Source organism: Binatus soli (SeqCode), from assembly GCF_050015535.1.
GTDB lineage: Bacteria > Desulfobacterota > Binatia > Binatales > Binataceae > Binatus > Binatus soli.
The window spans coordinates 191,469-217,882 of record NZ_JBEKBF010000001.1 but is presented as its reverse complement, the minus strand read 5'-3'; the positions used below and the strand labels follow the sequence as shown (position 1 = coordinate 217,882).

36 protein-coding genes are annotated in these 26,414 nt (G+C 61.4%); 29 read left to right on the top strand and 7 right to left on the bottom strand.

Annotated elements, in window-relative coordinates:
• From ABR989_RS01055 to ABR989_RS01000, 12 genes are all read left to right on the top strand, one after another.
• Entirely contained in the window at positions 1-267 is a 267-nt protein-coding gene (locus tag ABR989_RS01055; protein WP_428125167.1) for a hypothetical protein, read from the top strand.
• A 64-nt stretch (positions 268-331) separates the two neighbouring features.
• Positions 332-655, top strand: coding sequence for a hypothetical protein (locus ABR989_RS01050; RefSeq protein WP_428125166.1), 324 nt, complete (start codon positions 332-334; stop codon positions 653-655).
• A 16-nt stretch (positions 656-671) separates the two neighbouring features.
• Positions 672-1,022: a hypothetical protein gene (locus ABR989_RS01045; RefSeq protein ID WP_428125164.1), complete on the top strand. Its 351-nt coding sequence runs from the start codon at positions 672-674 to the stop codon at positions 1,020-1,022.
• A gap of 99 nt (positions 1,023-1,121) precedes the next feature.
• Complete coding sequence (locus ABR989_RS01040) at positions 1,122-1,550, top strand: hypothetical protein (protein WP_428125163.1); 429 nt, start codon at positions 1,122-1,124, stop codon at positions 1,548-1,550.
• A 4-nt stretch (positions 1,551-1,554) separates the two neighbouring features.
• Positions 1,555-2,001 (top strand): hypothetical protein, encoded by a 447-nt coding sequence (locus ABR989_RS01035; RefSeq protein ID WP_428125162.1) that lies wholly within the window; start codon positions 1,555-1,557, stop codon positions 1,999-2,001.
• Positions 2,002-2,059: 58 nt separating this feature from the next.
• On the top strand, positions 2,060-2,311 hold the full coding sequence (locus tag ABR989_RS01030) for a hypothetical protein (RefSeq protein WP_428125161.1): 252 nt from the start codon (positions 2,060-2,062) through the stop codon (positions 2,309-2,311).
• A gap of 12 nt (positions 2,312-2,323) precedes the next feature.
• Positions 2,324-2,878, top strand: a complete 555-nt coding sequence (locus ABR989_RS01025; RefSeq protein WP_428125159.1) for a hypothetical protein — start codon at positions 2,324-2,326, stop codon at positions 2,876-2,878.
• A gap of 106 nt (positions 2,879-2,984) precedes the next feature.
• Positions 2,985-3,287, top strand: a complete 303-nt coding sequence (locus tag ABR989_RS01020) for a hypothetical protein (protein WP_428125158.1) — start codon at positions 2,985-2,987, stop codon at positions 3,285-3,287.
• Positions 3,271-3,582, top strand: a complete 312-nt coding sequence (locus tag ABR989_RS01015) for a hypothetical protein (RefSeq protein WP_428125156.1) — start codon at positions 3,271-3,273, stop codon at positions 3,580-3,582. The genes ABR989_RS01020 and ABR989_RS01015 overlap by 17 nt, the downstream gene beginning before the upstream one ends.
• 18 nt (positions 3,583-3,600) lie before the next feature.
• The gene (locus ABR989_RS01010; RefSeq protein ID WP_428125155.1) at positions 3,601-4,215 is read left to right on the top strand and encodes a phage protein Gp27 family protein; all 615 of its coding nucleotides are present in this window, start codon (positions 3,601-3,603) and stop codon (positions 4,213-4,215) included.
• 115 nt (positions 4,216-4,330) lie between these two features.
• Complete coding sequence (locus ABR989_RS01005; RefSeq protein ID WP_428125154.1) at positions 4,331-5,854, top strand: hypothetical protein; 1,524 nt, start codon at positions 4,331-4,333, stop codon at positions 5,852-5,854.
• 174 nt (positions 5,855-6,028) lie between these two features.
• Entirely contained in the window at positions 6,029-7,402 is a 1,374-nt protein-coding gene (locus ABR989_RS01000) for a DUF935 domain-containing protein (RefSeq protein ID WP_428125153.1), read from the top strand.
• Between the two features lie 16 nt (positions 7,403-7,418).
• Here the strand turns inward: ABR989_RS01000 and ABR989_RS00995 are convergent, their stop codons facing one another.
• The 4 genes from ABR989_RS00995 to ABR989_RS00980 all read right to left on the bottom strand — a co-directional run bounded on the left by ABR989_RS00995 (position 7,419) and on the right by ABR989_RS00980 (position 9,964).
• Entirely contained in the window at positions 7,419-8,225 is an 807-nt protein-coding gene (locus tag ABR989_RS00995) for a class I SAM-dependent methyltransferase (RefSeq protein ID WP_428125152.1), read from the bottom strand.
• 110 nt (positions 8,226-8,335) lie between these two features.
• Positions 8,336-8,857 carry a hypothetical protein gene (locus ABR989_RS00990; RefSeq protein ID WP_428125151.1) on the bottom strand — a complete coding sequence of 174 codons (522 nt, stop codon included), beginning with the start codon at positions 8,855-8,857 and terminating at the stop codon, positions 8,336-8,338.
• A 27-nt stretch (positions 8,858-8,884) separates the two neighbouring features.
• Complete coding sequence (locus tag ABR989_RS00985) at positions 8,885-9,547, bottom strand: hypothetical protein (protein ID WP_428125149.1); 663 nt, start codon at positions 9,545-9,547, stop codon at positions 8,885-8,887.
• 267 nt (positions 9,548-9,814) lie between these two features.
• The gene (locus ABR989_RS00980) at positions 9,815-9,964 is read right to left on the bottom strand and encodes a hypothetical protein (RefSeq protein ID WP_428125148.1); all 150 of its coding nucleotides are present in this window, start codon (positions 9,962-9,964) and stop codon (positions 9,815-9,817) included.
• Positions 9,965-10,117: 153 nt separating this feature from the next.
• On the opposite strand from ABR989_RS00980, the gene ABR989_RS00975 reads away from it, so the two are divergent.
• Positions 10,118-10,729, top strand: a complete 612-nt coding sequence (locus ABR989_RS00975) for a hypothetical protein (RefSeq protein ID WP_428125147.1) — start codon at positions 10,118-10,120, stop codon at positions 10,727-10,729.
• A 73-nt stretch (positions 10,730-10,802) separates the two neighbouring features.
• Here ABR989_RS00975 and ABR989_RS00970 read toward each other — a convergent pair whose 3' ends face one another.
• Positions 10,803-11,006 carry a hypothetical protein gene (locus tag ABR989_RS00970; RefSeq protein ID WP_428125146.1) on the bottom strand — a complete coding sequence of 68 codons (204 nt, stop codon included), beginning with the start codon at positions 11,004-11,006 and terminating at the stop codon, positions 10,803-10,805.
• A gap of 222 nt (positions 11,007-11,228) precedes the next feature.
• Positions 11,229-11,357, bottom strand: a complete 129-nt coding sequence (locus ABR989_RS00965) for a hypothetical protein (protein ID WP_428125145.1) — start codon at positions 11,355-11,357, stop codon at positions 11,229-11,231.
• 285 nt (positions 11,358-11,642) lie between these two features.
• Between ABR989_RS00965 and ABR989_RS00960 the strand changes: the two genes are divergently transcribed.
• Both ABR989_RS00960 and ABR989_RS00955 read left to right on the top strand, forming a co-directional pair.
• Complete coding sequence (locus ABR989_RS00960; RefSeq protein ID WP_428125144.1) at positions 11,643-12,542, top strand: NHL repeat-containing protein; 900 nt, start codon at positions 11,643-11,645, stop codon at positions 12,540-12,542.
• 160 nt (positions 12,543-12,702) lie between these two features.
• Positions 12,703-14,571 (top strand): choice-of-anchor D domain-containing protein, encoded by a 1,869-nt coding sequence (locus ABR989_RS00955; protein ID WP_428125287.1) that lies wholly within the window; start codon positions 12,703-12,705, stop codon positions 14,569-14,571.
• A gap of 96 nt (positions 14,572-14,667) precedes the next feature.
• Here ABR989_RS00955 and ABR989_RS00950 read toward each other — a convergent pair whose 3' ends face one another.
• A complete protein-coding gene (locus ABR989_RS00950) occupies positions 14,668-15,480 on the bottom strand; it encodes an ABC transporter ATP-binding protein (RefSeq protein WP_428125143.1) in 813 nt (270 codons plus the stop codon).
• A gap of 170 nt (positions 15,481-15,650) precedes the next feature.
• Between ABR989_RS00950 and ABR989_RS00945 the strand changes: the two genes are divergently transcribed.
• The 14 genes from ABR989_RS00945 (at position 15,651) to ABR989_RS00880 (ending at position 26,413) form a co-directional block, all read left to right on the top strand.
• A complete protein-coding gene (locus tag ABR989_RS00945; protein ID WP_428125142.1) occupies positions 15,651-16,790 on the top strand; it encodes a phage protease in 1,140 nt (379 codons plus the stop codon).
• A 59-nt stretch (positions 16,791-16,849) separates the two neighbouring features.
• Positions 16,850-17,332, top strand: a complete 483-nt coding sequence (locus ABR989_RS00940) for a hypothetical protein (protein ID WP_428125140.1) — start codon at positions 16,850-16,852, stop codon at positions 17,330-17,332.
• 41 nt (positions 17,333-17,373) lie between these two features.
• A complete protein-coding gene (locus ABR989_RS00935) occupies positions 17,374-18,318 on the top strand; it encodes a Mu-like prophage major head subunit gpT family protein (protein WP_428125139.1) in 945 nt (314 codons plus the stop codon).
• A 102-nt stretch (positions 18,319-18,420) separates the two neighbouring features.
• Entirely contained in the window at positions 18,421-18,924 is a 504-nt protein-coding gene (locus ABR989_RS00930; protein WP_428125138.1) for a gp436 family protein, read from the top strand.
• A gap of 1 nt (position 18,925) precedes the next feature.
• Positions 18,926-19,747, top strand: coding sequence for a Gp37 family protein (locus ABR989_RS00925; protein ID WP_428125136.1), 822 nt, complete (start codon positions 18,926-18,928; stop codon positions 19,745-19,747).
• A gap of 45 nt (positions 19,748-19,792) precedes the next feature.
• Positions 19,793-21,334 carry a phage tail sheath family protein gene (locus tag ABR989_RS00920; RefSeq protein WP_428125135.1) on the top strand — a complete coding sequence of 514 codons (1,542 nt, stop codon included), beginning with the start codon at positions 19,793-19,795 and terminating at the stop codon, positions 21,332-21,334.
• Between the two features lie 25 nt (positions 21,335-21,359).
• Positions 21,360-21,878: a phage major tail tube protein gene (locus tag ABR989_RS00915; protein ID WP_428125134.1), complete on the top strand. Its 519-nt coding sequence runs from the start codon at positions 21,360-21,362 to the stop codon at positions 21,876-21,878.
• A gap of 41 nt (positions 21,879-21,919) precedes the next feature.
• The gene (locus tag ABR989_RS00910; RefSeq protein ID WP_428125133.1) at positions 21,920-22,285 is read left to right on the top strand and encodes a hypothetical protein; all 366 of its coding nucleotides are present in this window, start codon (positions 21,920-21,922) and stop codon (positions 22,283-22,285) included.
• Positions 22,286-22,443: 158 nt separating this feature from the next.
• Positions 22,444-22,725 (top strand): RNA recognition motif domain-containing protein, encoded by a 282-nt coding sequence (locus ABR989_RS00905; RefSeq protein WP_428125131.1) that lies wholly within the window; start codon positions 22,444-22,446, stop codon positions 22,723-22,725.
• 878 nt (positions 22,726-23,603) lie between these two features.
• Positions 23,604-23,870, top strand: a complete 267-nt coding sequence (locus ABR989_RS00900) for a hypothetical protein (protein ID WP_428125129.1) — start codon at positions 23,604-23,606, stop codon at positions 23,868-23,870.
• 11 nt (positions 23,871-23,881) lie between these two features.
• The gene (locus ABR989_RS00895) at positions 23,882-24,469 is read left to right on the top strand and encodes a phage tail protein (RefSeq protein WP_428125128.1); all 588 of its coding nucleotides are present in this window, start codon (positions 23,882-23,884) and stop codon (positions 24,467-24,469) included.
• Positions 24,466-24,708, top strand: a complete 243-nt coding sequence (locus ABR989_RS00890) for a tail protein X (protein WP_428125127.1) — start codon at positions 24,466-24,468, stop codon at positions 24,706-24,708. The genes ABR989_RS00895 and ABR989_RS00890 overlap by 4 nt, the downstream gene beginning before the upstream one ends.
• On the top strand, positions 24,708-25,724 hold the full coding sequence (locus tag ABR989_RS00885) for a phage late control D family protein (RefSeq protein ID WP_428125125.1): 1,017 nt from the start codon (positions 24,708-24,710) through the stop codon (positions 25,722-25,724). Before ABR989_RS00890 ends, ABR989_RS00885 begins: the two co-directional genes overlap by 1 nt.
• Positions 25,721-26,413, top strand: a complete 693-nt coding sequence (locus ABR989_RS00880; RefSeq protein WP_428125124.1) for a phage baseplate assembly protein V — start codon at positions 25,721-25,723, stop codon at positions 26,411-26,413. The genes ABR989_RS00885 and ABR989_RS00880 overlap by 4 nt, the downstream gene beginning before the upstream one ends.
• Position 26,414 lies beyond the last annotated feature (1 nt).

Below are 26,414 nucleotides of genomic sequence, written 5' to 3'. Positions count from 1 at the left end.
ATGACGGTCACAAAAGCATTCTGGAAAAGCAAAGGTTTCTGGGGCGGGCTCGGCTCGATCCTGACCGGGCTCTCGATAATTTTCACGACCGGCCACGTTTCCACCGAGGCGATGCTCGCGATTGGGACCGGCGCGCTGGCGGTTTACGGCCGAGTCGCCGCGACGGCGCCGCTCGCAGTCAGCGATCGATCCGAGGCCGACGTCGAGGATGCAAAGGCAGATGTACGGAAAAGCGACAAAGCCGTTGACGCCGACCACGGCAATTAGGCCGCTGCGGCGGCGGCGCGGCATTTTGGTTGTGCGCCCGCTCGCACGACGTTGTCGTGCTGCGTTGGCGTTGATTTCTGCCTGCCTGTTCGCGGCGTGCGCGCCGACGATCCACATGGACGCGCCCAACCTGCCTGCATTGTCGCCACCGCAATCCGCGAGCGACTGCTCCACTGCTCTTAATACTGAAAAAATCGCCCCGCTGGACGCGCCGCCGCAACTGCCCGACGCGGAACAATCGCCCTGTCCGCTCCGCTCGGGATTGGCGGCGTGCTTCACGCTCGACCAGGACATGATTCGCCAGAAGCGGTTCAAGATTCTTCACGACGATCGCGACTACTGCCGCGACGCGTATGACCGGGCGCGCGAACGCGCGGCTGGTGAGTGAGTCAGTGAAGCTTCTGATGATGGCAAGCAAAGCGATCGGCGCCGCGAGTATACCGCTCGGCCTCGTCATGCTCGCGATCGCGGCTGCCGCAACGACAGGATGCTCGCAGGTGAACGAGAAGATGTTCACGCTCGAATGCGCGATCGGCCGCGAGCCGATGGCGGGCGAACTCGCGCCGGGCACCGCGATGGCGATTGACGTTTCGACCAGCCCGATCCCGCTGATCTCGCCGCCGCATCGCATCGTCGCACGATGCGACAGTGCGGGCGTCGTGACGATGAATATCGAGACGCCGGTCGATACCGGAGTGAGCCAGCTTTCGACGCCGCTCAGCACCGCGGCGAGTCATGTGACCTATGTGCCGTAGCCGTTGCGAAAAGGACAGCGCCAGCAAAATGGGGCAACCCAAGCAAACAGTCACTGAAACACGCCGCAATCACGCGGCCGAAAATGAGGAGAGACTAAGATGCGTTTTGAAAGATTCACCAGACTGATTTTGTGCGCGTGCCTGCTCATACTCGCTGGATGCGCGCAGCAGGGCGGCGGTCTGCTGCAGCCGACACCGAAACAAATCATCAGCGGCAAGAATACGATCGTGCCGAGTGCTGCCGCTCTCAGCATGGAAGCCACCAATTTCTGCAACGCGCAGGCGCAGGTCGATTACGCGGGCCTCGTGCTGTATTGCGATGGCAAGACTCCCACGCTGCCGCTGTCCATCAGCACCACTTACCAGACCGAGACCAATCAGTTCTCGTGCCAGGTGTACGGCTACACCAATTCGAGCAATCAGCTCATCGTGCCTCAGACCGTGACTCTCGGTAATTGCCCGACCGGCGTTGCGCCGCCGCCCGTGACTGCGCCATCAGGAGCGCCCGCAGCAGCGAGAGCTAGCTAGTCCTATGGGAGCAGCAATAGGAACATTGGCGCTGGACGCCATCGAAAAAGCCGCGCCGATCATCATCAGCGCGTTGACGCCCGAGATTCAGGCGCTGCTGGCGAAGTTGCCGGCCGGCACGGTCAAAGTCGTGCCGCCGGCGATCGGCGTCGAGGTCGCGGTCGCGTCCAACCTCGCCAAAGCGATCCCGGCTTTCAGCGCCGGGATCTACAAAACCATCTGCGCGAAAATCGGCGTGGCGGTTGCGATCTACGCGACCGACCATCCCGGCGACAATCTGCAATCCGACATCGCATGGATGGATATTCAGTCGATGGCCATGGCGGCTATCGGAGAGGAGGGTCTCGACACGACGAAACTCCCGGTCAGCACGATCCGCCAGATGGTTGCGTCGGGGATAGAGCTTCATCGCGCCGGCGCCGGCACCAGCGCGCTATCCATCGGAAAGTAGCGAAGTGAAGCGCGCAAAAATAACGGCTCGGCAAAAGAAACAGGTGGTGAAAAAAATCATGAGTGCAATTCAGGACCTTCAAGCGGCAGAAGCGGCTATCGCGGCGGCGGTGACAGGCGCCACGGCGGCGATGAATGCGGCGGCGACTCTTATCGGGAATCTTCAAAACGGCAGTGTCAACGCGGATGACCCTGCGGTCGAAGCGGTCGTTACGCAGTTGAACAATCAGGCGGCGACGTTGAGCGGAGCGGCGTCCTCACTGAATACGGAAGTGACGCCGGCGTCCGCGCCTGCTTCGTCGAGCTCGTAACCGCGCGATGACGTGAAGCCGGGGGATCTCATACTGGTCCGCGGAACCGACCAACTGTCGCTGGATATAATGAAGGCGACGGGCGGCCGGTTCTCGCACGTCGCGATCGCAGTCTGCCCGATACCGCTTTCGTTGTCCGACCCCAACGAAAACGACGGCATCGTGATCGAGGCTGTGATGCCGCGCGTCGTGACGCGCCCGTTCCACGACTCGATCCTTGGGGTTGACTACTGGGAAATCTGGTCGAACAAAACGCTCGTCGATTATCAGCGATGGGCAATCGTGGCTGCGGCGTGTTTGTACAGCGCCGAGGATTACGGCTACGGCAAAATCCTCGAGCAGGGCCTCGACTGTGTTTTCGACACGGCGCTGTTCACCGAAAAGATGCCGCAGGTGAGGGGATGCCCGATCTGCTCGATGCTCGCGTGCCTGTCTTACAACGAGATCGGGCTGCGGCTCGGGCCCGAAGGCGCGCGGTCGATCGCGCCGAGCCGCGCCGCGCCTTACATCGGGATCGCGGAGTTCGTGGCTGGCAACGCCGACTATGAATGCGTGGCGCATCAGTAGGGTTCGGACGTTTCAGACCCTCCTTCGGCGACAACGGAGCCGGCTCTTGACATTGGGTGCAGGGGTCGGCCCCTGCCGCTTGATACTGAAAAAAGGAGCGGCCTGATTGGAGTTGGGAAACGTCGCGGGATGGGCCGCTGCTTTCGTCGCGTTTGTTGCGGTGAATGCGAGCACGATTCAATGGCTGCTGAAGCGGCGCGACGAACAGCATCAGCGCGACTCCGGCCGCGTTGACGAGCTTGAAAAGCAGCTTACTGATTTGCGGGTGTCTCTGCCGGTGGAATACGTGCGGCGCGAGGACTGGATCAGGTTCAGCGGTACGCTGGACGCGAAGCTGGACGCGATGCGCGAAGAGATGCGCGAAGATATCGCAGAGGTAAAGGAAAGGCTGTATGCCGGACGCAATTGATCTCGAACAAAAGCGGCGCGAGGAAGCTCGATGGCGGGTGCTGCGCGTCATCGACGCGGGACGTCCGATCGCGGTTTCGGAGCAGATAATCTGGCGGGTGCTCGCCGACATCAAGCTCTCGCTGTCGCTCAACGCGGTGCGCCGCGAGCTCGCCTATCTGCGCGACTTGGGCTTGCTCGAACTCGAAGGCGAGGGCGCGGAAACCTGGTTCGCGAAACTCACCGCCAGCGGCGTCGACGTCGTCGAGTACAACTTCCCGGCTCCCGCGGGCGTGGCGCGCCCGCGCAAGTACTGAGGAGGATTGAGCACCGCGATGAAGAAAAAAAAGGCCGCCAAGAAAAGCGAGCCCGGCGGCAAGCCGAAACGAGTGCCGCTTGGGGAAGTTCCAGCGAAGTCGTGGAAGATCATGCGGATGCCGAGCGATCTGAAGGAGCAGCTCGACGCGATCCTCAGCGATGGCAGCGTTCACAGCTCGCTGCAATTGCAGAAATGGCTGGCCGACAATGGGTTCGAGATCTCTCACTGCGCGATCCGCAAATATCGGCAGGGCTTCGAGCGCCGCCTCGATGCGGTCCGGATGGCGACGGAGCAGGCGCGAATCGTTTGCGAGCAATTCAAGGACGATGACACCCAGATGCAGACCGCGCTGCTGAGGCTGGTGCAGACCCAGCTTTTCGAAGTTCTGTCGGTCGCCAACGAGAAACCGGGGCATGGGAAGCGTGCCGGTGCAACGATCGCGCCGGTGAATATCACGGCGCTGGCGCGCAGCGTGTCGGGGCTGGTGAAGGCGGAATCCGAGCATCAGAGATGGGCCGAACGGATGCGCGCGGGCGTGGCGGCGGTGGGCGAGAAGGTCGAGGAGGCGCGCGCCAAGGGACTGAGCAAGGATGCGGCGGATCAGATCAAAGCGGTCTTGATGGAGATATAGCAGTGAGCCGGGAAGGAATTGCCTTTCCCTATATCGCGAGAGGCCGCGCCTCCGGCGCGGGTGAGGGTCCATTTTGCAAGTTGCCCTTCTGCCTCTCACTCCTGCGGATTAGCTAATGAATGAACCACTCTCAATACTACTTCCATATCAGCGCCGATGGCTGGCCGATCAATCGCAAGTCAAGGTCAGCGAGAAGTCGCGGCGAATAGGTATTACCTGGACCGAGGCTGCCGATCGCGCACTCGCTGCGGCCACCGGCGGGCGCGCCGGAATCGACGGATGGTATATCGGCTACAACAAGGACATGGCGCTCGAGTTCGTCGAGGCGGCCGCGCGATGGGCGCGGCGCTTCAATCGGGCGGCGGAGGCGGTCGAGGAAGTTGTGCTCGCGGATGAGCGTGCGGACATCCTGGCCTACCGAATCCGCTTCGCGTCGGGGCACAAAATCGTGGCGCTATCGTCGCGGCCGTCGAATCTGCGCGGCAAGGACGGCTGCGCGGTTATAGACGAGGCCGCGTTCCATGAAGACCTGCCGGGACTCCTGAAGGCGGCGCTCGCGTTTACGATGTGGGGCGGACTGGTGCGGATAATTTCAACTCACAACGGCGCCGACAATCCCTTCAACGAACTAATCAGTGAGATTCGCGCGGGCCGGCGTCCATACTCACTTCATCGCACGACTTTCGACGACGCACTAGCCGACGGACTATACAGAAAAATCTGCGAACAGAGCGAAATCGAGTGGAGCGAGGAAAAGCAGCGCGAGTGGCGGCAGCAGATTGTCGATTACTACGGCGATAACGTCGGCGAAGAACTGTTCTGCATCCCGCGCGCGTCGTCGGGCGCGTACCTGAGCTCGGTGTTGATCGAGGCGCGGATGAAGGCCGGTATCCCGATACTGCGCTGGGAAATGCCGGCGGAATTTTCGGGCCGCCCGGAGGCGGAGCGCTGCTCGGAGACGCAGGCGTGGTGCGAGGACAACCTGGCGCCGGCAATCGCGGCGCTGGATCCGACGCTGGCGAGTTTTTTCGGCGAGGACTTCGGGCGTTCGGGCGACTTGACGGTGATCTGGCCGCTGCAGATCGCACATGACCTGACGCGGCGGACGCCGTTTGTGGTCGAGCTGCGCAATATCCCGTTTCGAAACCAGGAGCAGGTGCTTTTCTATATCGCCGACCGGCTGCCGCGATTCACCACGGGCGCGATGGACGCGCGCGGCAACGGACAGTACCTGGCGGAGACCGCGGCGCAGCGCTACGGCGCGCGAATCGTGCAGGTGATGCTGTCGGAGTCGTGGTACCGCGAAAATATGCCGCGCTACAAGGCGGCGTTCGAGGACGGCACGATCGAGATTCCCAAGGATGCGGACGTGCTCGCGGACCATCGCGCGATCGTCCTCGAGCAAGGCGTGGCCAAGGTCGCCGAGCGGCGCGCCGGGGCCGACGGCAAGGGACGGCATGGCGACTCGGCGATGGCGGCGGCGCTGGCGTTCTTCGCGTCGCGCGCGGACACCGGGCAGTTCGCGTACATTTCGGCGCCCGTGCCCGGCAAGCGGGACAACTTCGACCGCCGGATCGATCCATTCGGCGCACCGCCGGCGGAAGACGATCCCCCCGGCGCTCGTGTGCGTGGGTTCTGAAGACCTATGAGTAGCTACTGGAGATGGAAATGCGAAGAATGCGGTTACGAGTTTATACTCGCGCTGATTCGTCTTCCCGAACCGTGCCGTCGATGCGGCGGCGAATGGTTTTTGAAAATAGGCGAGGCCGCATCGAAAGAGCATACATCTGACTGAGGCGATAGGAGAGCAGCAATGACACTTTATGATGCTTACGGACGCGAAGTTGATACAGGGATGCTGCGCGAAGAGCAGGCGGCGCCGACGATGGCGGGAGTGCGAAATATATATTCCGTGATGCATCCGTCGATCGGACTGACCCCTGAACGATTGGTCGGAATTTTCCAGCAGGCCGAGTTCGGAGATCCGTTTCTGTATCTCGAACTGGCGGAGGAGATGGAGGAAAAGGACCTGCATTACCTGGCCGTGCTCGGCACGCGCAAGAATGCGGTCGCGCAGCTGGACCTGGTGGTGCGGGCGGCGTCGAGCGGGTCCGAGGATCAACGCGCGGCGGCGATGGTGCGCGAGATGATCGCCGACGGACCGCTCCAACTCGACAGCGTGCTGTTCGACGTGCTCGATGCGGTGGGCAAGGGGTTCTCAGCGACTGAAATAATCTGGGATACCTCTGGGCGAGAATGGTTTCCAGCGCAGTTGAAATGGCGCGACCCGCGCTGGTTCGCGTTTGACTGGATCTCGGGCGAAGAGATGCTGGTGCGTACGCTAAAGGGCCAGGTAATCCCGGTCGATAGCGAAACGCAGACCCGACTACCGACGCATTTTGGCGGTGACGGAATATACGCGTCGATGCGTCCCGGAATCGGAATACAGCCGATGACGGCGCCGCTGGCGCCCTACAAGTTCGTGACTCATTTTGCAAAGGCGAAAGCCGGCCTGCCGATACGAGGCGGCTTGGCGCGCGCCGCCGGGTGGGCGTACCTGTTCAAAAACTACGTACTAAAGGACTGGGTAACGTTCACTGAGGTATTCGGGCAGCCTCTTCGAGTAGGCAAATACCATCCGGGCGCGTCGGAACAGGACAAGCAGGCACTACTGCGGGCCGTGTCGAGAATAGGCACCGATGCGGCGGCGATAATGCCGGAGTCGATGGTAATAGAGTTTACCGAGGCGCATCAGAACGGCAGCGCGGAGTTGTATCAGAAATTTTGTGAGTATCTGGACGCGCAAGTGAGTAAAGCAGTTCTCGGCCAGACATTGACTACTGAGATGCCTGATTCAGGAGGATCGCGAGCGGCGGCTGAAGTCCACGAGGGCGTCAGACGCGACATCCTGAATGCGGATGCGAGGCGATTGGCGGCGACGCTCGCGCGCGATTTGGTTCGGCCGATCGTCGAGCTGAACATGGGGCCGCAGGTGCGCTATCCGAAGATCGAGTTGGGGCTGCCCGACGACAGCGATGCCAAAGTGTTCGCGGAGATCGTCGCGATGCTGGCGGATCGGGGGCTGCGTGTCGGACAGAAGACGATTCTGGACAAACTGGGGATCGCGGAGGCGAGCGATGGCGAGGCGGTGCTGGGGGCGTTGGCGTGCGGGAGGGGGGAGCAGTAGCAGGGGCCAGCCCCCGCTATTGTCGGCGATGGAGTCGGTCCTTGATGGTTTTGCGCAGCGCGCGGCGGCGATGTTTCATCTCGAGCAGGATGTCGTCGTAAATGAATTTGCGGACGGCGAAGCCGGAGCCGGGGAATCGAATCGCGTCGTCGCCGGGCCGGCGGCGATAGCGAAAGACCTGCACGCCGTTCCACCAGGTTGGAGAATGATTGCGGGGCGTGCGCAAATCGAGGACGAGTTCGAAAGAGGGAAGGGCACGCGCGACGAGGCCGTTGGCGGAGCGAGCGGCGCGTTTGTTGGTGTCGTCGATGATGACGAGGGCGTCGTCGGCGAGCTGGGCGAGTGCGAGTGCGACGCCGTCATATTGATCGCGAAAGGAATGGCCGCCGTCGTAGAAATAGGCGCCAATGCGCGCGGGACGCCATGGCGCGGCGGCAAGGAAATCGCGGAAGTCGATGTCGTGGAAGGTGACCTGGCCGGGCGCGGTGTGCGCGTCCAGCGTGCGGCGGAGAGCGTCGGCGGCGCCGTCGAACTGCGAGAAATTGTCGCATGCGAAGATGCGCGCGCGCGGGTTGGAGGCCGCGGCGCCAACGAGGCTGGCGCCTTTGTAGCATCCCACTTCGACGTAAACTTCGCCCTGATCGAGAGAGGCGACGGCGCAATTGAGGAGCCTCAGCTTGTTCTCGGTGGCCATGCCGGGAATCTCGCCGAGGATGTGCGAGAGAGAGCGATCGGCGGGATGCGTCGAGCGGGCGAGGCGGCCGGCGTCGTCGAACTCGGGCCATTGCGCACGGCATCGCTCGAGAAAAGCGTCAAAGCGCATTTTTCACTTTTTCACTTTTCACTTTTCACTTTTTCACTTTTCACCGACGCGGATCGAAGGCGCGCGACTAATTTGACGATGCGCGGCAGTTGGGCCGCTGCTCGCGGTCGTCACCAGTACATCGCAGGGCCCATCGGACCGACGAGGCCCATGCCGTATGGATTGAACATCTCTTCCTGCATGTCCATTTCCTCCATCTGCTGGGCTTCGAGGTTTTGGCGGGAAATCTCGCCCTCCTTTGCCTGGAACTGTTCGTCAAGTTTCAACTTCTCGTACTTCTGATAAGCCTCCTCGGTGCCGATGTACATACATTTGCAATAGTAGGGATCGGCCATCCAATAGTGCAGGTTGCCGGTCTTGCCGATGTAGTACTGAACCTGGAGCGGAAGCAGCGATCCGAGCTGCTGTTGGCGCTCGGGAGTGTCGGCGGGGAGCATCGTGAAGCCGGCCGCCGAGAGCATCGGTTCTATCTGCTCGGCCTGTTGCTCGGGAGCCGGCGGTTGGGGCTGGATCGAGCCGCATCCGAAGAGCGCGGCGGAAAACGCGGCGATCAAGAAGACGACGGCGACGAAAGTAGAAGGGCGTTGGCGCATTGGTTCCTTGGGCATAGAGAGAAAAAGCGGGGTGGCCATCGCGGGCCACCCCCTGTCAAGAGTCAATCAGGGGACGGAGCCGCTCGCGTTTCCATTGGCGTCGAACAACGTAAAAGCGCCGGCGCCGTCGGCGTTAAGGGTGACCGAGGCGCGTGTCTTGCCGTTGGCGCCAAGCAGTGCGAGGCCGGGCAACCCGTCGGGCGTCACGTCGAGGCCGACGCGCGCGCGGTGCTGATCGGCCAGGCGCAACGTGGGAGCGCCATTGGTCGCCACGACGATCGAGGCGCGCGGAATGCCGGTGTAGTCCAAGAGGTCCAGACCGGACTGGCCGTCGGCAGAAACGGCGAGGGTGGCTTGGGGCAGCGCGTTCGGATTGTAGAGCACGATGCGGGCAACGCTGTTGGCGAGTCCGACTTCGATGCGCGGCTTGCCGTCGTGGCCGAAGATGCCGAGAGCCGGGGCCCCATCGGAGCCGACGCCGAGCCCGGCGCGCAAGGTACCGGTGCCATCGAAGACGCCGAGTTGTGCGACGCCTCTGCTGGTGACGTTGAACTCGCCGCGAGTGTTGCCCTTGGCGTCGACGAGCATGAACTTCTGCGCGGTCATCATCTTGGGGGCTGCGGCGGCGTCAACGGCGCGAGCGGCAAAGATATGGCCAGACACTGCTCCTCCGACGAGCGCGGCGGAGAGAGTCAGCGTCACAAACCCGATTCGCTCTTTGATGGTCATGGTCGCGGTCTCCTTTCCGGTACCGATGGTTAGGCGGTTTTCGACGAGAACATTAGCAGGCTTGAAGGGGCGGTTACAAAACGTGAGGGGAGAGAACTTTATTGTAGTGAAACCCGCGGTGGGTTTCACACTTCCTTCGGCAGGGGGTGACCCCTGCACCCGGTATTAGAAGAAAAGATGCGGGACTTCGTCCCTGTTAGAACGAGTCAGGGCAGAGGTGTCCGCTCTTTTCCGCGTGAATTTTTTCCGCTCCGTCTTTGTGTCATTCTAGAGCGAAGCGAAGAATCCCGGTTCCTTCCTGAGCGCCGCTTCTTCCGCCTCGGTTCGGGCCACGTTTATTTCCTCGGGCGGAAAGCCCCGAGCCTCGAACTTCGCGTTTGCAAACCGCCTGGTGCCGGTGCGAGTCTGAATCGGCACTCGAAACGGAAATTTCGGCCATTTCAAAACGGGGGATCATGAAGTCGATCTTGTCGGTCTGCGCGGCACTGTTGCTCGCGAGCTATGCGGTAAGAGGTTGTACCTGCCATCCCTAAACTAGCTTTGAGAAAACACTATTTTCATAAAAGGGGCTTGACCTTGAAACTGATCTTGATCGCTTTTGCGCTGGTCCTGGTAGGCGCGTGCGGCCAGATGCAAAACATACCATCCAGCGCTCCGCCCCTTGCGAAGGACGCGAATACCGTCGTAATCAATCAGCCATTCGAGCAGGTGTGGTCTCATGCCATTCCGCAGGTCGGCAAGAGTTTCTTCGCAATCAACAATATCGACAAGAATTCCGGAATCTTGAACATCAGTTATGACGGAGATCCTGAGCAGTACGTGGACTGCGGAACGATTCATTCGGAATATGGTGCGGAGAAGATCGATTTCCCCGCAGCTAAGGCTCATCAAGATTGGCTCGGGCCATCGGGCGGAATTTTACCCGCCAACTATTCTCGAACCGTTACACTCGCCGGAAGGATGAATATCGTCTTCGAGCATCTATCTGAGACTTCGACCAAGGTGACGGTCAACGCACGCTATGTTTTGAATATTTCCACAACAACGCGCGTCGGCCAGGTTCCGCCCACGTCACCTCACGAAACAATTATGTTTAACAGTGGGGGCGAAGCGACCTTGGAGCACGGGGCTTGTCGGCCAAACGGGAAATTTGAGCACGATGTATTGGCTATGATTCAGTAGGTGATGCGCGAGGGGCTGTGCCGTGGTCGCCGGCATCCGGCGAGCCTTGGAGAACCGGGAAATGAGACGATACCTAATCGCGTTCTTGATCGTCGTGCTTGGCGCGCTCGCGGGCGTTGCGCGCGCAGGGGATTCTGTGTGCAGTCAGATTGCCACTCGTGCCGTCGAGGCGCGGCACACGCGGCAGATGCTCATTAGAATACACAATGGTGACCGCGCTGCTCTTAGCATCGCTACGCCAGAAGAAGCCTTCACCGTACTGAACCGCGTGATCCAAGACGAAGCGAAGATTAAAGCGCTCACAGAGGCCGAGGGGCGATACGCCAAGATGGTTCCGCCCCAATGCCGTTCGGGGGTCCAGGCGCGGCTTGAGGCCGCCGCTGCCGCCGATCCCGAGGTGCGGATTTACGATGGACCGGCGCCCGGGCCCCCCGTGAGGAGGTGCAGCGACGGGCGATTCAGCGACCACTGCGGCGGCTAAATCACTTTCCCTGAACGTTCAGCTCACGGGTCGGCGCGCCCGATAGTTTATCCTGCGCTCATCGACGATTATCACCTTGTCGTGCACGATCGGATGCTTGCCGTCGATCCAGGTCGGGATGTGATGCCTGACCTGTGTTCGCCCCATTAGATCCCCTGAAATCTGCACCCTCAGCTGCGGTGGGGGCGCGGTTGAGGGAGGGATCGGGCGGGAAGAGTGAAAAATAGGTGCTTTGGAGAACTTTGATAGTGTTCGACAAAGCACGCAGTGGCGCTATGCTCGGCTCCAACACGCGGTTAACGCGCAGTTAACGCGCAGTCTAACCCCGCCGTCCGTCTAGCATCCTTATCAGCAAGCATAGCCGGAAGGAGGAGGTCAGGGCTGTCGGAAGGAGAGCGCGTGCGCCCTGGTTTGCGGACTGGCGGGATCGTATTGACGGCGGCTATTGCGGCCGCACTCGTGCTGGCGACAATGCGCGGAGTTTTGCGCGCGGGAGTTGGCGCGGTGAGCGCGGACCGCGTGCTGGGGCAAATCGATTTCATCAAGACCGCGGTGAACTTTGTCGATCCGATCGGAATGGACGCGCCGGCGGGAGTGGCGATCGACCATTCTGCCGGCCACGTGCTGGTGGCGGACACGCAGAACAATCGCGTGATGGGATGGAAGAGCATCCCGGCGTTTGCATCCGGTGGCGCGGCGGACCTGGTGATTGGGCAGCCTGATTTCAATTCATCGGGATGCAATCAGAATGCGCCAGCGCCGGGTGCGACGAGCTTGTGCCAGCCGATCGGAGTCGCGGTTGACGTATCGCATAATGTGTACGTCGGCGATACGCAGAACAACCGAGTGTTAGTATTTGAAGATCCGTTTGCGGCGCTTTCCAGTACAAATCAAACGAACGATTTCGCAGCTTTCGCGGTATTCGGGCAGGCCGGGAGCTTTGTCACGAATGCGGTGAATGAAAACGGCCTGAGCGCCAACAGTCTAAGCAGTCCGCAGGGCGTGGCGGTCGATGCGAACGGCAATCTGTTCGTTGCCGACGTGAGTAATAATCGCGCGCTGGTGTTTTTTCGCGCCGATTCCGATGACCAAGGTGAGCGGGCCGCCGGGGAATTTCGGCGACGCGACGGCGGACGTGGCGATTGGACAGCCCAACCTGGTCAGCGGAGCCTGCAACCAGGGCGGCGGCGCGACTCTCACGACGCTGTGCATGGCGCCGTTTTTCGGGGTTGGGATTGCGGTCGATGGCGGCGACAATCTCTACGTCGCCGACACGCAGAACGATCGGGCGCTGGAATACAACGGCCCGTTCGGCTACAAGCAGACCAATAATCCTACTGCCGACCTGGTTTTCGAGGGAAACAACCTGGCGCATCCGTCGGGGGTCGCGGCCGATTCGAACGGGAATTTTTACGTTTCATCGGAGACTCATAACCAGGTTTACGAGTACACGCAGCCGGTCCCGCTGGACACGGCGGACCTGCTCAACCTGATGATAGGACCCGGGGCGCAGAATCCAAACGCCGCGTCGCTGCAATCCCCGATGGGGCTGGCGATCGATGCGGTCAACGATCTCTACGTTGCCGACCAGGCGAACAATCGGGTGCTGGAGTTCAATGAGGGCAGTTCGCCGGGCAACAAAGTAGCCAACGGCGCAGGCGGGCAGATCGATCGGTCGCACAACGCGCCAAACTACGTCGATGCGATAGGCGAGGACGCGCCGGGCGGAATCGCAGTGGACGCGTCGTCGGACCCGCCGCATCGGCATCTATATGTCGCCGACAGCACGAACAATCGCGTGCTCGGATGGAATGACGTGTCGTCGTACGTCAGTGCGCAGCCGGCGGGCATAGCCTTTGGACAGCCCGACCTTTTCTCGTACAAGTGCAATAACGGCGTGGCGGGAGGCGACGTGGCCGGACTCGGCCCGGACAGTCTGTGCGGTCCGGCGCGCATGGCGGTCGATCAAAAGGGAAACCTGTACGTGGCGGATTCGGGCAACAATCGCGTGCTGGTGTACAACACGCCGTTCAACGCGGCCAGCGGCGAGCCGGGCGCGGGCGACGGGGTGGCGGATTTCGTTTACGGACAGGGCGGGGCGTTCACGACCAGGAACTGCAATCTCGACGGCGCGAGTGCGACGACGTTGTGCAATCCGGCGGCAGTGGCGCTCGATGGCGCGGGCAACATCTATATAGCGGACGCGGGGAACAATCGCGTGCTCGAGTTCGCGAAAGCGGGCAATCCGCCGGTCGCGTCGGATGCGCTTGCGAATCGGTCCTACGGACAGGGCGCGGTGTCTGATTTCTCCGACACGCTATGCGCGGACGGCGTGGGGCAGGATCCGCCGCCAAGCAATCACGGGATGTGCAATCCGGGCGGCGTGGCGCTGGATCAGTCGGGGAATCTGTTTATTGCGGACTCGAGCAACAACCGGGTGATGGAAATCGACGCGCCGCTGGCGGGCACGCAAGATGCGACGCGGGTGTTCGGTCAGGCGGGCAACTTCACGGCGTCGAGATGCAATCAAGGCGCGTCGTCGGCGCCGGGCGCATCGACATTATGCGCGCCGGCAGGATTGATGCTCGACGTGCTCGGCAACCTGTGGGTGGCCGACGTGAGCAACGATCGCGTACTCGAGTACGATGCGCCATTCGGCTCGGATACCGCGGCGGCGATGGTGATCGGACAGGGCGACGGCGGCAATTTCACGACCTCGGGATGCAATCGGGGAATTGCTCCGGGCGATTTGAACGGACTTGGCGCGGACAGCTTGTGCTCGCCGGCCGCGGTGGCGGTCGATTCGAATATCGATCTTTACGTGGCGGACACGAGCAACAACCGGTCGTTGGTCTATGACGGGATAATCGCGACGCCCACAGCGACACCGACGCCGACTGCAAGCGCTACCGGCACCCCTTCGCCGACGGCGACGGCCACGATAACCGTGTCAGCGACGGCAACTGCGACGCCCACGCCTTCCGCGACGCCGACGCCATCCGCGACGCCGACGCCTGTGGACCCCGAGCTGGCGTTTTCACCCAAGTCCGTGAAGTTTGGCAAATCCACCATCGTCAATTCGGTCAGCAAACCCAAGACGGTGACGATCAAGAACGACAGCTCCAAGAAATCCAAGATTACCGTAATAATCACCCGTGAGTCGGCCGCCGCGCCATTCGCGGTCACCAGCCAATGCATTACATCGTTGGCGCCGGGAAAGAGCTGTAAAGTTTCGGTGACCTTCAGTCCAACGGATACCACGGCGCAAAGCGGAGAGTTGATCATCAACGACGACGAAACGGGAGAACCACAGAAAATCCCTTTGTCCGGGACCGGCAAAGCGCGGAAGGTAAAGAAATAGAGGCCGGGCCGGATTTAACAACGCGCGCAACGAAGCGGCGGGCCAAATGGCACGCCGCTTTAGATTTGACGATCGGCGAGTTGGCGATGGCTGTCTTCAGATTACTATGCCGCGATGGGGGCGCACCGAAAGTGAGTATCTGCCGCGCTCGCGAGTGAGGCGCACCGGCGCCTGGAACGCGCTGGACAGCGTCGAGGAAGTGAGCACGCGCCCACGAGGTCCGGCGGCGAGCACGCGACCGGACTTGAGCACCAGTACGTGCGAGAACATCGGGACGATCTCCTCGACGTGATGGGTGACGAGGACCATCGTGGGCGCGCCGCGGGTGCGGGCGAGGCGGCGGATGAACTGCAGGAAATGCTCGCGGGCGACGGGGTCGAGTCCGGCGCACGGCTCGTCGAGGATCATGAGCCTCGGCGAGGCCATCAGGGCTCGGCCAATGAGGACGCGCTGGCGTTCGCCCTGGGATAGAAATCGCCACGGGCGATCGCGGAGCTGGCGGGCCTCGATGCGGCGCAGGATTGCAGTGGCGGCGCGGCGGTCGTCAGGGCGGATCGCGCCCCAGTAGCCGATTTGTGCGTAGCGTCCGCTGACGACGGCTTTGAGAGCCGTTTCGCCGTCGTTGTCTTCCATCATCTGATGCACGCTTGAACTGACCAGTCCGATCCGGGTTCTCAGATCGCGCCAGTCAAAGCGCCCGTAAGTCTCGCCGAGCACGCGAATTTCCCCGGCGGTCGGCGGCAGATATCCGGTGAGCGCGCGGAGCAGGGAAGTTTTGCCCGAGCCGTTGGCGCCGAGAATCGCCCAATGCTCGCCGCGTTCGACGCGCCAATCGATGGATTCCAGGATGACGGCCTCGCGCTCGACGCGCAGCGCGGTCACCTCGATCACGGCCGGAGCGGACTTCATGGTGGGGCAATTTTTAACAGGCCGGCGCGGGTGAACGCGAGCCGAGCAGGATCGGCGACACGCGCGGGCATCTACCATTAGTAGAGATAATTTACACGATCGCCACGAAAGTTCAGGGCTGAACAGTTCAGCCTTATCCAATTTCGAAACGCGATGCACAATGCGCCTCGATGGAAGACCTCATTACACGCACCGGCGGTGAGAGCGAGACGCGGGCGGGCAAACTGATTCCTTCGTTCGTGATCGATACCGCCGGTGCGCCCGCCTCTGCGCCAGCGCCGGGAGAAGAAGTCGCGGCGGCGCCCGAATGGATCGAGCTGCTGCCGGCCGGGGTGTTTTACGGGCGCGACGGACGCGGGCCATTTCGGCTTGACGATCCGACCGCGGTAATCGAGTCGACAATCGCGTTGCAGATGAATGCGGGCCTGCCGATTGACTACGACCATGCCACGGATTTCGGCGCGCCCGAAGGACGGCCCGCTCCGGCGGCCGGATGGATCCGCGAACTCGAGGTGCGTGGCGGCGCGGTGTGGGGGCGTGTGGAATGGACGGCGCGGGCGGCGAATTCGATCGTGGCGCGCGAGTACCGGTACGTCTCGCCCGTGTTCCAGTTCGATCCGAAAGACGGCAGCGTGAGCCGGCTGTTGCGAGCCGGTCTCACCAACAATCCAAACCTTCACCTGACCGCGATCGCGGCGTCGCGCACGGCGGCCGCAGACGCGAAGGACGAACGCATGGAATTTCCAACTCAAGAGTTACGCGAGCTGCTGAACCTCGATGGCGATGCGACGGTCGCGGACGTCGTCGCAAAGGTGCGCGAGCTGCGCGCGGCCAGAGATGCGGCGTCGCCAACCACCGGCGCGCACGCGCAGGACCCGGCGCATTATGTGGCGATCGCCGAGTTCGAGCGGGCGCTTACCGAGCTCAACGCGCTCAAGGCCGAGCGCGCGCGCGAGCGCGCGGCGCATACGGTGGAAGAAGCGATTCGCGCGGGCAAAATCGTGCCGGCGCAGCGCGAGTGGGCGATTGCGTACTGCGCCGCGGACACGCGCGGATTTCAGGCGTTCGCCGCCAAGCAGCCGTCTATCGTCGGCGAGAATCTGGGACTGGCGGGAGAGCCGCCGGCGGAGAGGCGAGCGGGCGGGCTTAACGCGACGGAACTTGCCATCTGCTCGCAACTCGGCCTCAAGCATTCGGAGTTTATCCGGCGCAAGCGCGGGCGCGCGGACTTCCTGAGCCTCGAACGCGCCGACGCCGATCTCCGCAATGCGGAAATCCGCAGCGCCGATTTTCGAAGCAACCAAGACTAACTTGCGCCTCGCGCGGCTCTGAAGCGGCCGCGCCGGCGCGCATCAACAAGGGTGAAAAGATGGCGGCTCTAACCAATGCGCGAAACACGCCCGAGATGGCCGACGGCGGCAGGATGCGCGTTTACCCGGTCGAAGCGAATACCAACATCTACCTGGGCGGGATCGTCGCGCTGGACGCGGCGGGCAATGCGGTGCCGGCGTCCGCGACCACGACCGTCGCGAACCCGCTCAAGATCATTGGGCGCGCCGAATACGTGAGCAACGGAATCCCGGGGCAGAACGCGATTAACAATCCAGGCGCCGCCGGCGCGCTTTCGATCACGGCGCGCAAGGGAGTGTTCCTGTACGCGACGGATGGATCGGTTGGCGCGGCGCAGGTCGGACTCATCTGCTTTGCGCTCGACGACAACAACGTCACCGCGACCGATCGCGCAAGTGGCGCGGCCGTGCAGCAATACGCGGCGGCCGGGACCGTGGTTGCGATCGATCCGAGCGGCCAGGTCTGGGTGGATTTCTGGCATCAGGCGACCGGAGCGGCGTGATGACTACCTTCACCCGAAAAACGAAGACGAGGAAGAATTAGATGGAAATCAGTGCAGCGAATCTGACCGCATTGTTCACCGGCTTCGACGTCGTCTTCCAGCGCGGATTCGAGAAGCCGCCGTCATACTACGAACAGGTCACGAGCGTGGTGCGTTCGGCGTCGCGCCAGACTACCTATCCATGGCTCGGCCGCACTACCAAGTTCCGCGAGTGGCTGGGCGATCGCGTTATACAGGCGCTCGAGACGCATGAATACACAATAGTCAATAGGAACTTCGAAGATACTGTCGCGATCGATCGCAATGATATCGAGGACGATACCTACGGTGCGTACGAGCCGATCATCGAGCAGCTTGGATGGGACACCAAGGTGCATCCGGACATGCTGCTGTTCGCGATGATCAAAGACGCGGTGGCGAACCCAGGCGATGTCGTCGGCTTCGACGGGGTGCCGTTTTTCTCGGCGAGCCATCCGGTCGGCCTGATGGGACAGACCGGAACCACCGCGGCGAATATCAACTCGAGCGGGTCGGGTGCGTACTGGTACCTGATCGATGCGTCGCGGGTGATCCGCCCATTCATCTTTCAGCTCCGGCGCGAATACGCAGTGACGCGAATGAATACCGTCACCGATGAGGCGGTGTTCAACCGGCGCGAGTTTCGCTACGGCGTGGACGGGCGCGCCAACACCGGCGTCGGGCTGTGGCAGTTGGCATACGCCAGCAACACGGACCTGAGCAATCCGACCAACTACGGAGCGGTGCGCGCCGCGATGAGAGCGTTCAAAACCGATGCGGGACAGCCATTTGGCGCGCTGTCGAGCCGCGAGGGCGTCTACCTGCTGGTGCCGCCGTCGCTCGAAGAAGTCGCGCGTCAGTTGCTGAACTCCGAGTTCATGGTCGGCGCCGGCGCGAGTGCGAACGTCGCGACCTCGAACATCTGGCTCAAGAGCGCGAGCCTTATAGTCAGTGAGTTCCTGGCGTAAGGACGCGGAGATGAAACCAGTTTCCCTGAGCCGGCGTACCGCGGGTCCCCCTCCCGCCCGCGGCGCCGGAGTGCGTGCCCACTCTCCGCGGGCGCAGGCCAGTTGCCTGACGCCCGCGGAGAGGCCCGCAAGGAGCATCACGACTTCCGATGCGATGAGGTTACGACAGTGAGTTACGCGACCGCGCAAGACGTGATCAATCGATACCCTAATCGAGACCTTGTTCAACTGACTAATGAAGATCCTACGGCGACCACGGTAAATGAAGCACCGATCACGCAAGCTCTTGCCGACGCTTCCGCGGAAATCGACGGATATATCGAAGGGCGTTTCGCGCTGCCGCTGACAGATCCCCCGGCCGTTCTCAACCGTCTCACAACCGACATCGCGATGTACCGGCTGCAATCACTGCGACCGCTGCACGACCTCGAAGACGCGCGCAAGCGTTATGAAGACGCGGTCGCGATGCTCACGAAAGTCGCGGCCGGCGAGCTCACGCTCGGTCTGTCCGCCGACAACCAGGAACCGCCGGTGGCGGCAGGGGCGGTGGAAACCGTGCAGGGGCCGGATCGCGTTTTCAAGCGCGGCAATCTGAAGGGCTACTGAGATGGGCGCCATGCTCGACGCTCCGTGGAACGGCGTGGTCTTCACGCCGCCGACGGCGATCGATATCGCGACGATCGAAGACGCAATCGTCAATCAACTGCGTTCGCAAATCAACTCGATCGAAATCGCGCACTATCCGGATCGGCCCGAGACCTGGCGCCTGACGCATCGCGTGGGCGCGGCATTGGTGATGTACAAGGGCGCGCAGTACGGCGAGTTGCTCGAAACCGCGGCGATAATTCAGGAACGCAAACTCGAGTTCGAGATCGCGATAATGATGCGCGACCTCGGATGGGCGGTCGGTGGAGACCCGTCGGGGCCGAGTCCCGGCGCGTACGCGATCATCGAGGGCATCCGCACAGCGTTGACCGGATATCGGATTCCGGGCTGCCGCCAAATGTACCCGGTGCGTGAAAAATTCGTAAAGCGCGACAAGCAGGGCGGCGTGTGGACGTACGCATCGACGTTCGCACTGAGCACCGTGGCAGTCGAAGCCTCGCAGCCGGACGGGTTCCCGCTCTTCGTCAAGGGCATCGCGCTGGAAGAAGGCGGACAGACTTCCATCACGGTCGGCGCGGCGGCGTACACGTTCAATTCGAACCAACAGGTTCAGCTTCCCCAGGTCAACGTGTTTGCCGTGAGCATCACGGGTCCCGGCGGCGGATCGCTGATCCAGGGCACGGATTTCTCGGTCGATCGCGCCAGCGGAATCGTCACGGCGATCCCGGGCGGCGCAATATCCGCCGGCGACACGGTGCAGATCGCATACACATACGGCGAAGAGGTTATTGCGACAACGGGCCAGAGCGAGCCGACTAATTAGGCCGGAACAAATAGTAATTCGATTCAACTGAGTAACAGGTGACACATGCCAGCGAGTTTCTTGCACGGAGTTGAAGTAATCGAAGTGACTAACGGGCCGGTCCCGGTCACGGTCGTCAAGTCGGCGGTGATTGGACTGGTCGGGACGGCGCCATCGTGGGCGGTGGAATCGCCGTCGGTCGCGGTAGCGCCCAACACGCCGGCGCTGGTCTCGTCAGCGCTCGACGCTGCAAACTTCGGACCGACAGTTCAAGGGTACTCGATTCCGTATGCGCTCGTGTCGATCCAGGAGCAAGGAGCGGGACAGGCGATCGTCGTCAACGTGTTCGATCCCGGCAGACATTTCACGGCGATAGCTGCGACCGCATTCACCTTCAACGCGCAGGGAGCCATCAACCTCGGCCACATGGGCGTATCGAGCGTGGTAGTGACTAGTAATCCTGCCGGTACTACCTATGTCGCGGGCACTGACTATACGCTCGATGCGGTGAATGGTGCGATTACGATCGTGCCAACGGGATCGGGAGGACATATTACCGCGGGCGCCAGCGTGTTGATCGCATTCAACTACGCCGATCCGTCGAAGGTGGCGGACGCTGACGTGATTGGGGAATTCACGGGCGGCGTTTATACGGGGATGCAGGCATTTCAGACGACCTACGGAACGATGGGATTCTTTCCCAAGATATTGATTGCGCCGGGCTACTCGCAGGACGCCGCGGTTGCGACTGCAATCGACGCCATGGCCAACAAGATTCGCGCGATGGCGCTCGTCGATTCGCCGCCTTCGACTGCGGTGGCGACCGCGATCGCCAATCGCGGAGTCGTGGGCAATGCCTTTGCAACGTCGAGCAGCCGGACAGTCCTCTGCTATCCGCAAGAGACGTTCTACGACACGGGAATCGTGCCGACGGGAGTCACGCTCAGCACTTCAGGGACGCCGGTAACGGCGCAATTCAACGCGAACTCGGTAGGGCCATATTCACAGTGGGTGGCTGGAGCGATCGCGGCCAAGGACCTGGCGCAAGGTTACTGGTGGTCGCCATCCAACACGCCGGTCGATGGAATGCTCGGGCCGGACGTTCAGCTCTACGCGTCTATTCTCGACGCGTCGTCCGACACCAACAATCTGAATGCGGCGGGAATCGTGACGGTGTTCAACGCATTCGGTACCGGACTTCGGGTGTGGGGCAACCGGAGCGCCGAGTACCCGGCATCCACCGCGCCGGACAATTTTATCTCGGTACGGCGCACCATGGACGTAATCGAGGAATCGCTGGAACTCGCGATGCTCCAGTTTATCGACCAGCCGATTTCCAACGCGCTGATCACGGCGATCCTCGCCAGCGCGAACGCGTTCATCAGATCGCTCATCCAGCGCGGCGCGCTGGTAGCCGGCGCGGCAAGCTTCGACCCGGCGGAAAATCCATACACGCAGATCGCCGCCGGCCAACTGGTCTTTGACATCGACGTAATGCCCCCGCCACCCGCGGAAAGAATCACCTTTGAGGCATTCATAGATGTGACGTTGCTGCAGCAACTCGGACAGACGAGCCCGATAACTGCAGCGGCGGGAGCGACCTCGTAACTCGCGCGGATCCCAGGGGAACAGGATGAACATCCAGATCAACTCACTGACTAACGCAAATATATATATCGACGGCGTCGGACTGCTGGGCCGCGCCGAAGAGATCGAGATCGCCAATCCCAAGCACAAGATGATTGACTACAAGGGCCTGGGGATGGCCGGAACGGCTGAGCTGTGGGCGGGCGTGGAAAAACTCGAATCGATAATCAAGTGGACCTCGTTCGACGCGAGTACGCTTACGATGTCAACCAGTCCGTTCCAAACACATTCCTTCCAGGCACGGGGAAATCTGGAGCAGTACACCAGCCAGGGACGAACTGCGCAACTCCCGGTGGTGTACCTGATGACGGGAATTTTCAAGGACGGCGGAAGTCCCATTTTCCGTCAGCATAAAATGGTCGAAACCACGTCGGTGATAAGCATCTATCACTGCGAGCTATACGTGGCGGGAGTCCAAATATACTTGTACGACGTATTCGCCAATATCTACGTAGTCGGCGGCGTCGATCAACTGAGTACTTTCCGTTCAAATCTCGGCGGCTGACCCGGGATTGCATTGAAATTGGAAGACAGGGGCGATGATTAATGAAGAGCGATGAAATTACGGTGAATGGAGTACGTATCGGTGGCGCGGAAACGGGAGAGGAAGAAGATATTCGGGCCATCGATTTACCTTCTGGCTCGCGCGCTGCGGTGCGCAAAGGTCATGGACGGGACCTGATGCGGGCCCAACGGGCAGCGGCGGGTAGCGACGCGAGCGCGGTGATATTTGCACTAATCGCGGAGCTGACGCGCGTGGACGGGCGCAAGATCGTGTACGAGGACGTGCTCGAGATGGATCTTGGCGACGTGATGGCGCTGCAGGACGAGGTGATTGGCGAAAATTTCGACTGCCCTCCGCAGCGAGCTTCGCAGGCCTCGTTCAATCCGGATTCTCAGTCCAGGAGCTGAGCGGGATGGACTTTGCGGAGCTGTCGTATTGGCTCGACGCGGTGACGGATTATGAGCGGATGCGCGTCGAACGCGGCGGAGGGGACGAATCGTGAGTAGTAATTACAGTGACTATAGCGCAATGCGTGGAGTAACTAATCACGCGAGACGGTGAGACGATGGGAGTGAGACTATTCGTAGGGAACCTGAGTTTTTCGTTAGGCGATGGCGATTTGCGTGAGGCATTTGCCGGGATCGGCGGAGTGGAACGAGCCGAGATTGTGCGCGACCGTTTCGACGGGCGCTCGCGCGGGTTCGGATTTGTCGAGATGACCAATGAGGACGACGCCGCGGTCGCGCTGCGCGCGATGAACGGCAAGGAACTCGCAGGACGTCCGTTGCGAGTCGAGGCCGCGACCTCTCAACGCCGGCCATTCGACCGTAACGTCGCGCGAGCCTAGTTGAACCTTTCAATCGCGGCATCAGAGCGAATCATTAGATGGCAAGGCAATCCAGGACAATCGACACGCCGGCGGAGATTAGCGGAGCGAAGTCGGCGCGCGCGCTCAGCCATCTCGACCGGATGGCCGGCTTCGTAGGAGAGAGCATCCGGATCGCGCGGGCGACTGCTGGCATCGCGATGGCCGCAGGTCATCGCTGGCAACTTCCCGCGCATGCTGCCCTTCTGAAATACGACCATCGTCCGGAGGCAGAATCCTTCGCGAACAGAGATACTCGTAGCGACGGCTCTCAGAGCCGGTTGGACGACAATCCAGGTCGAAATGGAGGAGACAGTTGGAGAAAGACTGCGAGCGCCGCGCAATTGATTCGGCCGTTCGCCGTGGGCGCCAGAGCGCTGAATGCGACTGCGCGAGTACGTGACGGCATCAGGGGCAACGAAGCGGCAGCTTCAATGGCGCGGCTGAAAGACTCGGATGGCGCGATCGATGGAGAGTCACGAGGAAGGCCTGGCGGTCACGCGAATGCATGGCATCGCACGACTGCAAGGGTCGATGCCGGCGGCCGCTTGTCGCGGGAAATTCGGGAATTGTCGCTCGCGGCGGATGCTCTGTCGCGAGTTGAACGCTCAATTGAATGGGGAAGCGCAGCCTGGGCGACTTCCACTGCGGGCCGACGCGCGACACGGTCCGGATTGAAGAGCTCGAGCGATTTCGCCGAGCGGGCGCACCGCGCGAGCGAAATTGCCCAGACGATGGTTGTCGCGAATACGGAATCATCGCCGAGATCAGATGCAGGGCGAGTTTCGAGTCGATCACGAGAGAGTCTCGAAGCAGAACGAGAGGCGTTCGCCGGGACAGGCTTCCTCGCGAGCGCTCGCATGGCTTCATCGATCCGCGCGGTGATGCCGCCCGCAAATCTCTCCCAGCGCGAGTTCGCGGAACCATCGGGCAACTCTCGTGGTCCGAATAACAGCAGCGTGCGCACGGGGATCACTATCAACTCGTCGCCGACGGTCGTGATCAACGCGCCGGCAGCGGGCGGCAATGTAGAGCGTGATGCGATTGGCGCACTGCGGGCGCATCGCGAGGAACTGTTCAATCAATTGAAACGAGAATCGGCGCGGCGCGAGCGCGCGCAGTTCTGAGGAGCGATTAGTTGTTCGCAGCATTGGGCGACATTCAATTCGGGGTGGTTGGCTCTCCGGAAGGCTACGAATCGGCAGGGGCGTACGATTTTGCCGAGCAGCGGGTGATTGAAAGCAAGCCACGGCTGCAATGGGTCGGCGACGATCTCGAGCGGCTGAATTTCGACCTGATGTGGCACTCGTCGTTCACGAACCCTGCCGTGCAGCTGGCGCTATTGCGCGCGACGGCTGCGCAGCATCTGGCGCTGCCGCTGGTCTTTGGCGTCGGAACGTACCTGGGTCTCTTTGTGATCGAATCGATTAAAGTGAAATCGATGCAGATGTCGGATCTCGGCGGATTGCTGACAATCAGGGTCGCACTCGCACTCAAGGAATGGATAGCTGACCCGCAACTTGTTTCCAGCGCGCTGCCGGTTGCGACATTTTCTCCGTTAGGAATCACGACGGCGTCGACCGGAACCGCCGGCAGTGGCTCGGACGGATCCACGCCAGGCGTGTCGGCGTTGCTCAGTATCCCGTCTGCGACAGGCACAAGCGGTCCCAATCTTGAAGCGGACGACGTGCCCGCCGCGGTTATCGTGAGGAGCGCCGCGCGATGACGCCGTCCGGACAGTTCATACTTCACATTACGACGGCCGGTGAACGCTGGGATCTGTTAGCCTGGCAATACTATGGCGATCCAACTGACTATTCTCCGATCATAATGGCTAATCCGAATGTACCGATAGAGCCGGTGTTCGATGCCGGAATATCGATCGGCGTGCCGATCCTGCAGAAGAGCGTGGTGGTCACGGCCGATTTGCCGCCCTGGAAATTGTCTCGGACGGCGAGTGCGTAATGGCTCCGACGGCATCGTATCCAGTTCGTTCGCCGCAATGGATACTCAATTATTTGGGCGTGAATATTACCGCCGATGTATCGCAAATGGTTCTTGCGATCAGATATGTCGATCGGCTCGATGGCGCTTCAGGCGAGCTTGAAGTGGATCTCGAAGATTCCGCGAAGCTATGGCAAGGGCCCTGGTATCCGGCTCTCGGCGACATAGTCAGTCTGCAAATTGGCTATAGCGGCGAGGCTTTGCTGGATTGCGGTGAATTTCAGATCGACGAGCTGGAATTGGATGGACCGCCCGACGTGATGAGACTCCGCTGCCTTGCCGCATACATCACGCCGGCGATGCGCACAGCGAATACTGTGGCGTACGAGAACATGGGCATCGTGGAAATAGCGGGGCTAATCGCAGGGAAGTACGGGCTGGTAATGGTGACGGCGTCATCCGAGTCCGAGAGCGATGTCGTGTTTGCCCGCGTCACTCAACGCCGCCAGACGGATCTGGAATTTCTGAAACGGCTGGCGAGAGAGCACAACTTCGGTTTTACAGTGCGTGGAGGGCAGTTGGTCTTTTACGCGCGACCGGTGCTCGAGTCCGTACCTGCGGTGGTCGCGATTACACGATCAGATGTGGTTCGATTCTCATTTCGGAACAGAACACGCCGAATCTACGATGGTGCGGAATTCTCATACTTCGATCCCGACACGAAACAACTGATTACTCAGTCGGTGTCCGCGGACCCGTCTTCTCCGACGGGAGACACGCTCAAGATCGTCGCGCGCTGTGAAAACGCGCAGCAAGCGCTAGTGAAGGCCGAAGCCGCACTTCATCTGCACAACATGGTGTTCGTGGACGCAACGCTGGAGGGACCGGGAACCACGGTGCTGGTGGCCGGAAACAATGTACAGCTCAGCGGATGGGGCGCGCTGGATGGAACATACCTAATCGAGACGGCGCAGCATCATTTGGCGCGCGCGACAGGATACTCAACGTCGATTGCAGCGCGGCGGGTCAGCGCATGAATGACATAGTCGAATACCGTGAGCGATTTGCCTCGCTGAATCCCACTTTCCGGGTCGGAATCGTGCAGCAGCAGGACACGGCGCGCGCAAAGGTGCGCGTGGTGTTTCCGGATTACGACGAGGTGATCAGCTGGTGGCTGCCAGTTGTTTTTCCCAAGACGCAGAACGACAAGGCGTATTGGATTCCGGACATCGGCGAACAGGTCGTATGCCTGATGGACCTGCGCGATGAGGCTGGCGCGGTGCTGGGCGCGATTTATTCAGACGCAGACGTGCCGCCGGTGAATAGCGCCGACAAGTTTCATCTCGCGTTCCGGGATGGCACGAGCATCGATTACGATCGCGTCGCGCACCTCCTCGATCTTCTTTTCCAGGATACCACGCAAATCACCTACAACGCCCAGGTGCATCTGCTCGATCTGAAGTTTCAGGACCAGGGCGAGATCAAATACGACGGCACCGAGCACATTCTGACCGTGAGCCTCCCCCAAGGTGCGGCGTTCAATGTTACGGCGAACGGTGCACAGATGCAGATTGACTCGACCGGCAACGTCATCATCAGGGCGGCGGGACAGGTGCAGCTCGGAACCGGCCAGTTGGCTGGTGTCGCGCGGCTCGGCGATAGAGTTCAAGTGGGCGAGGCGACGGGAACGATCGTGACGGCAAGCACCGACGTGTTGGCGGGATGAC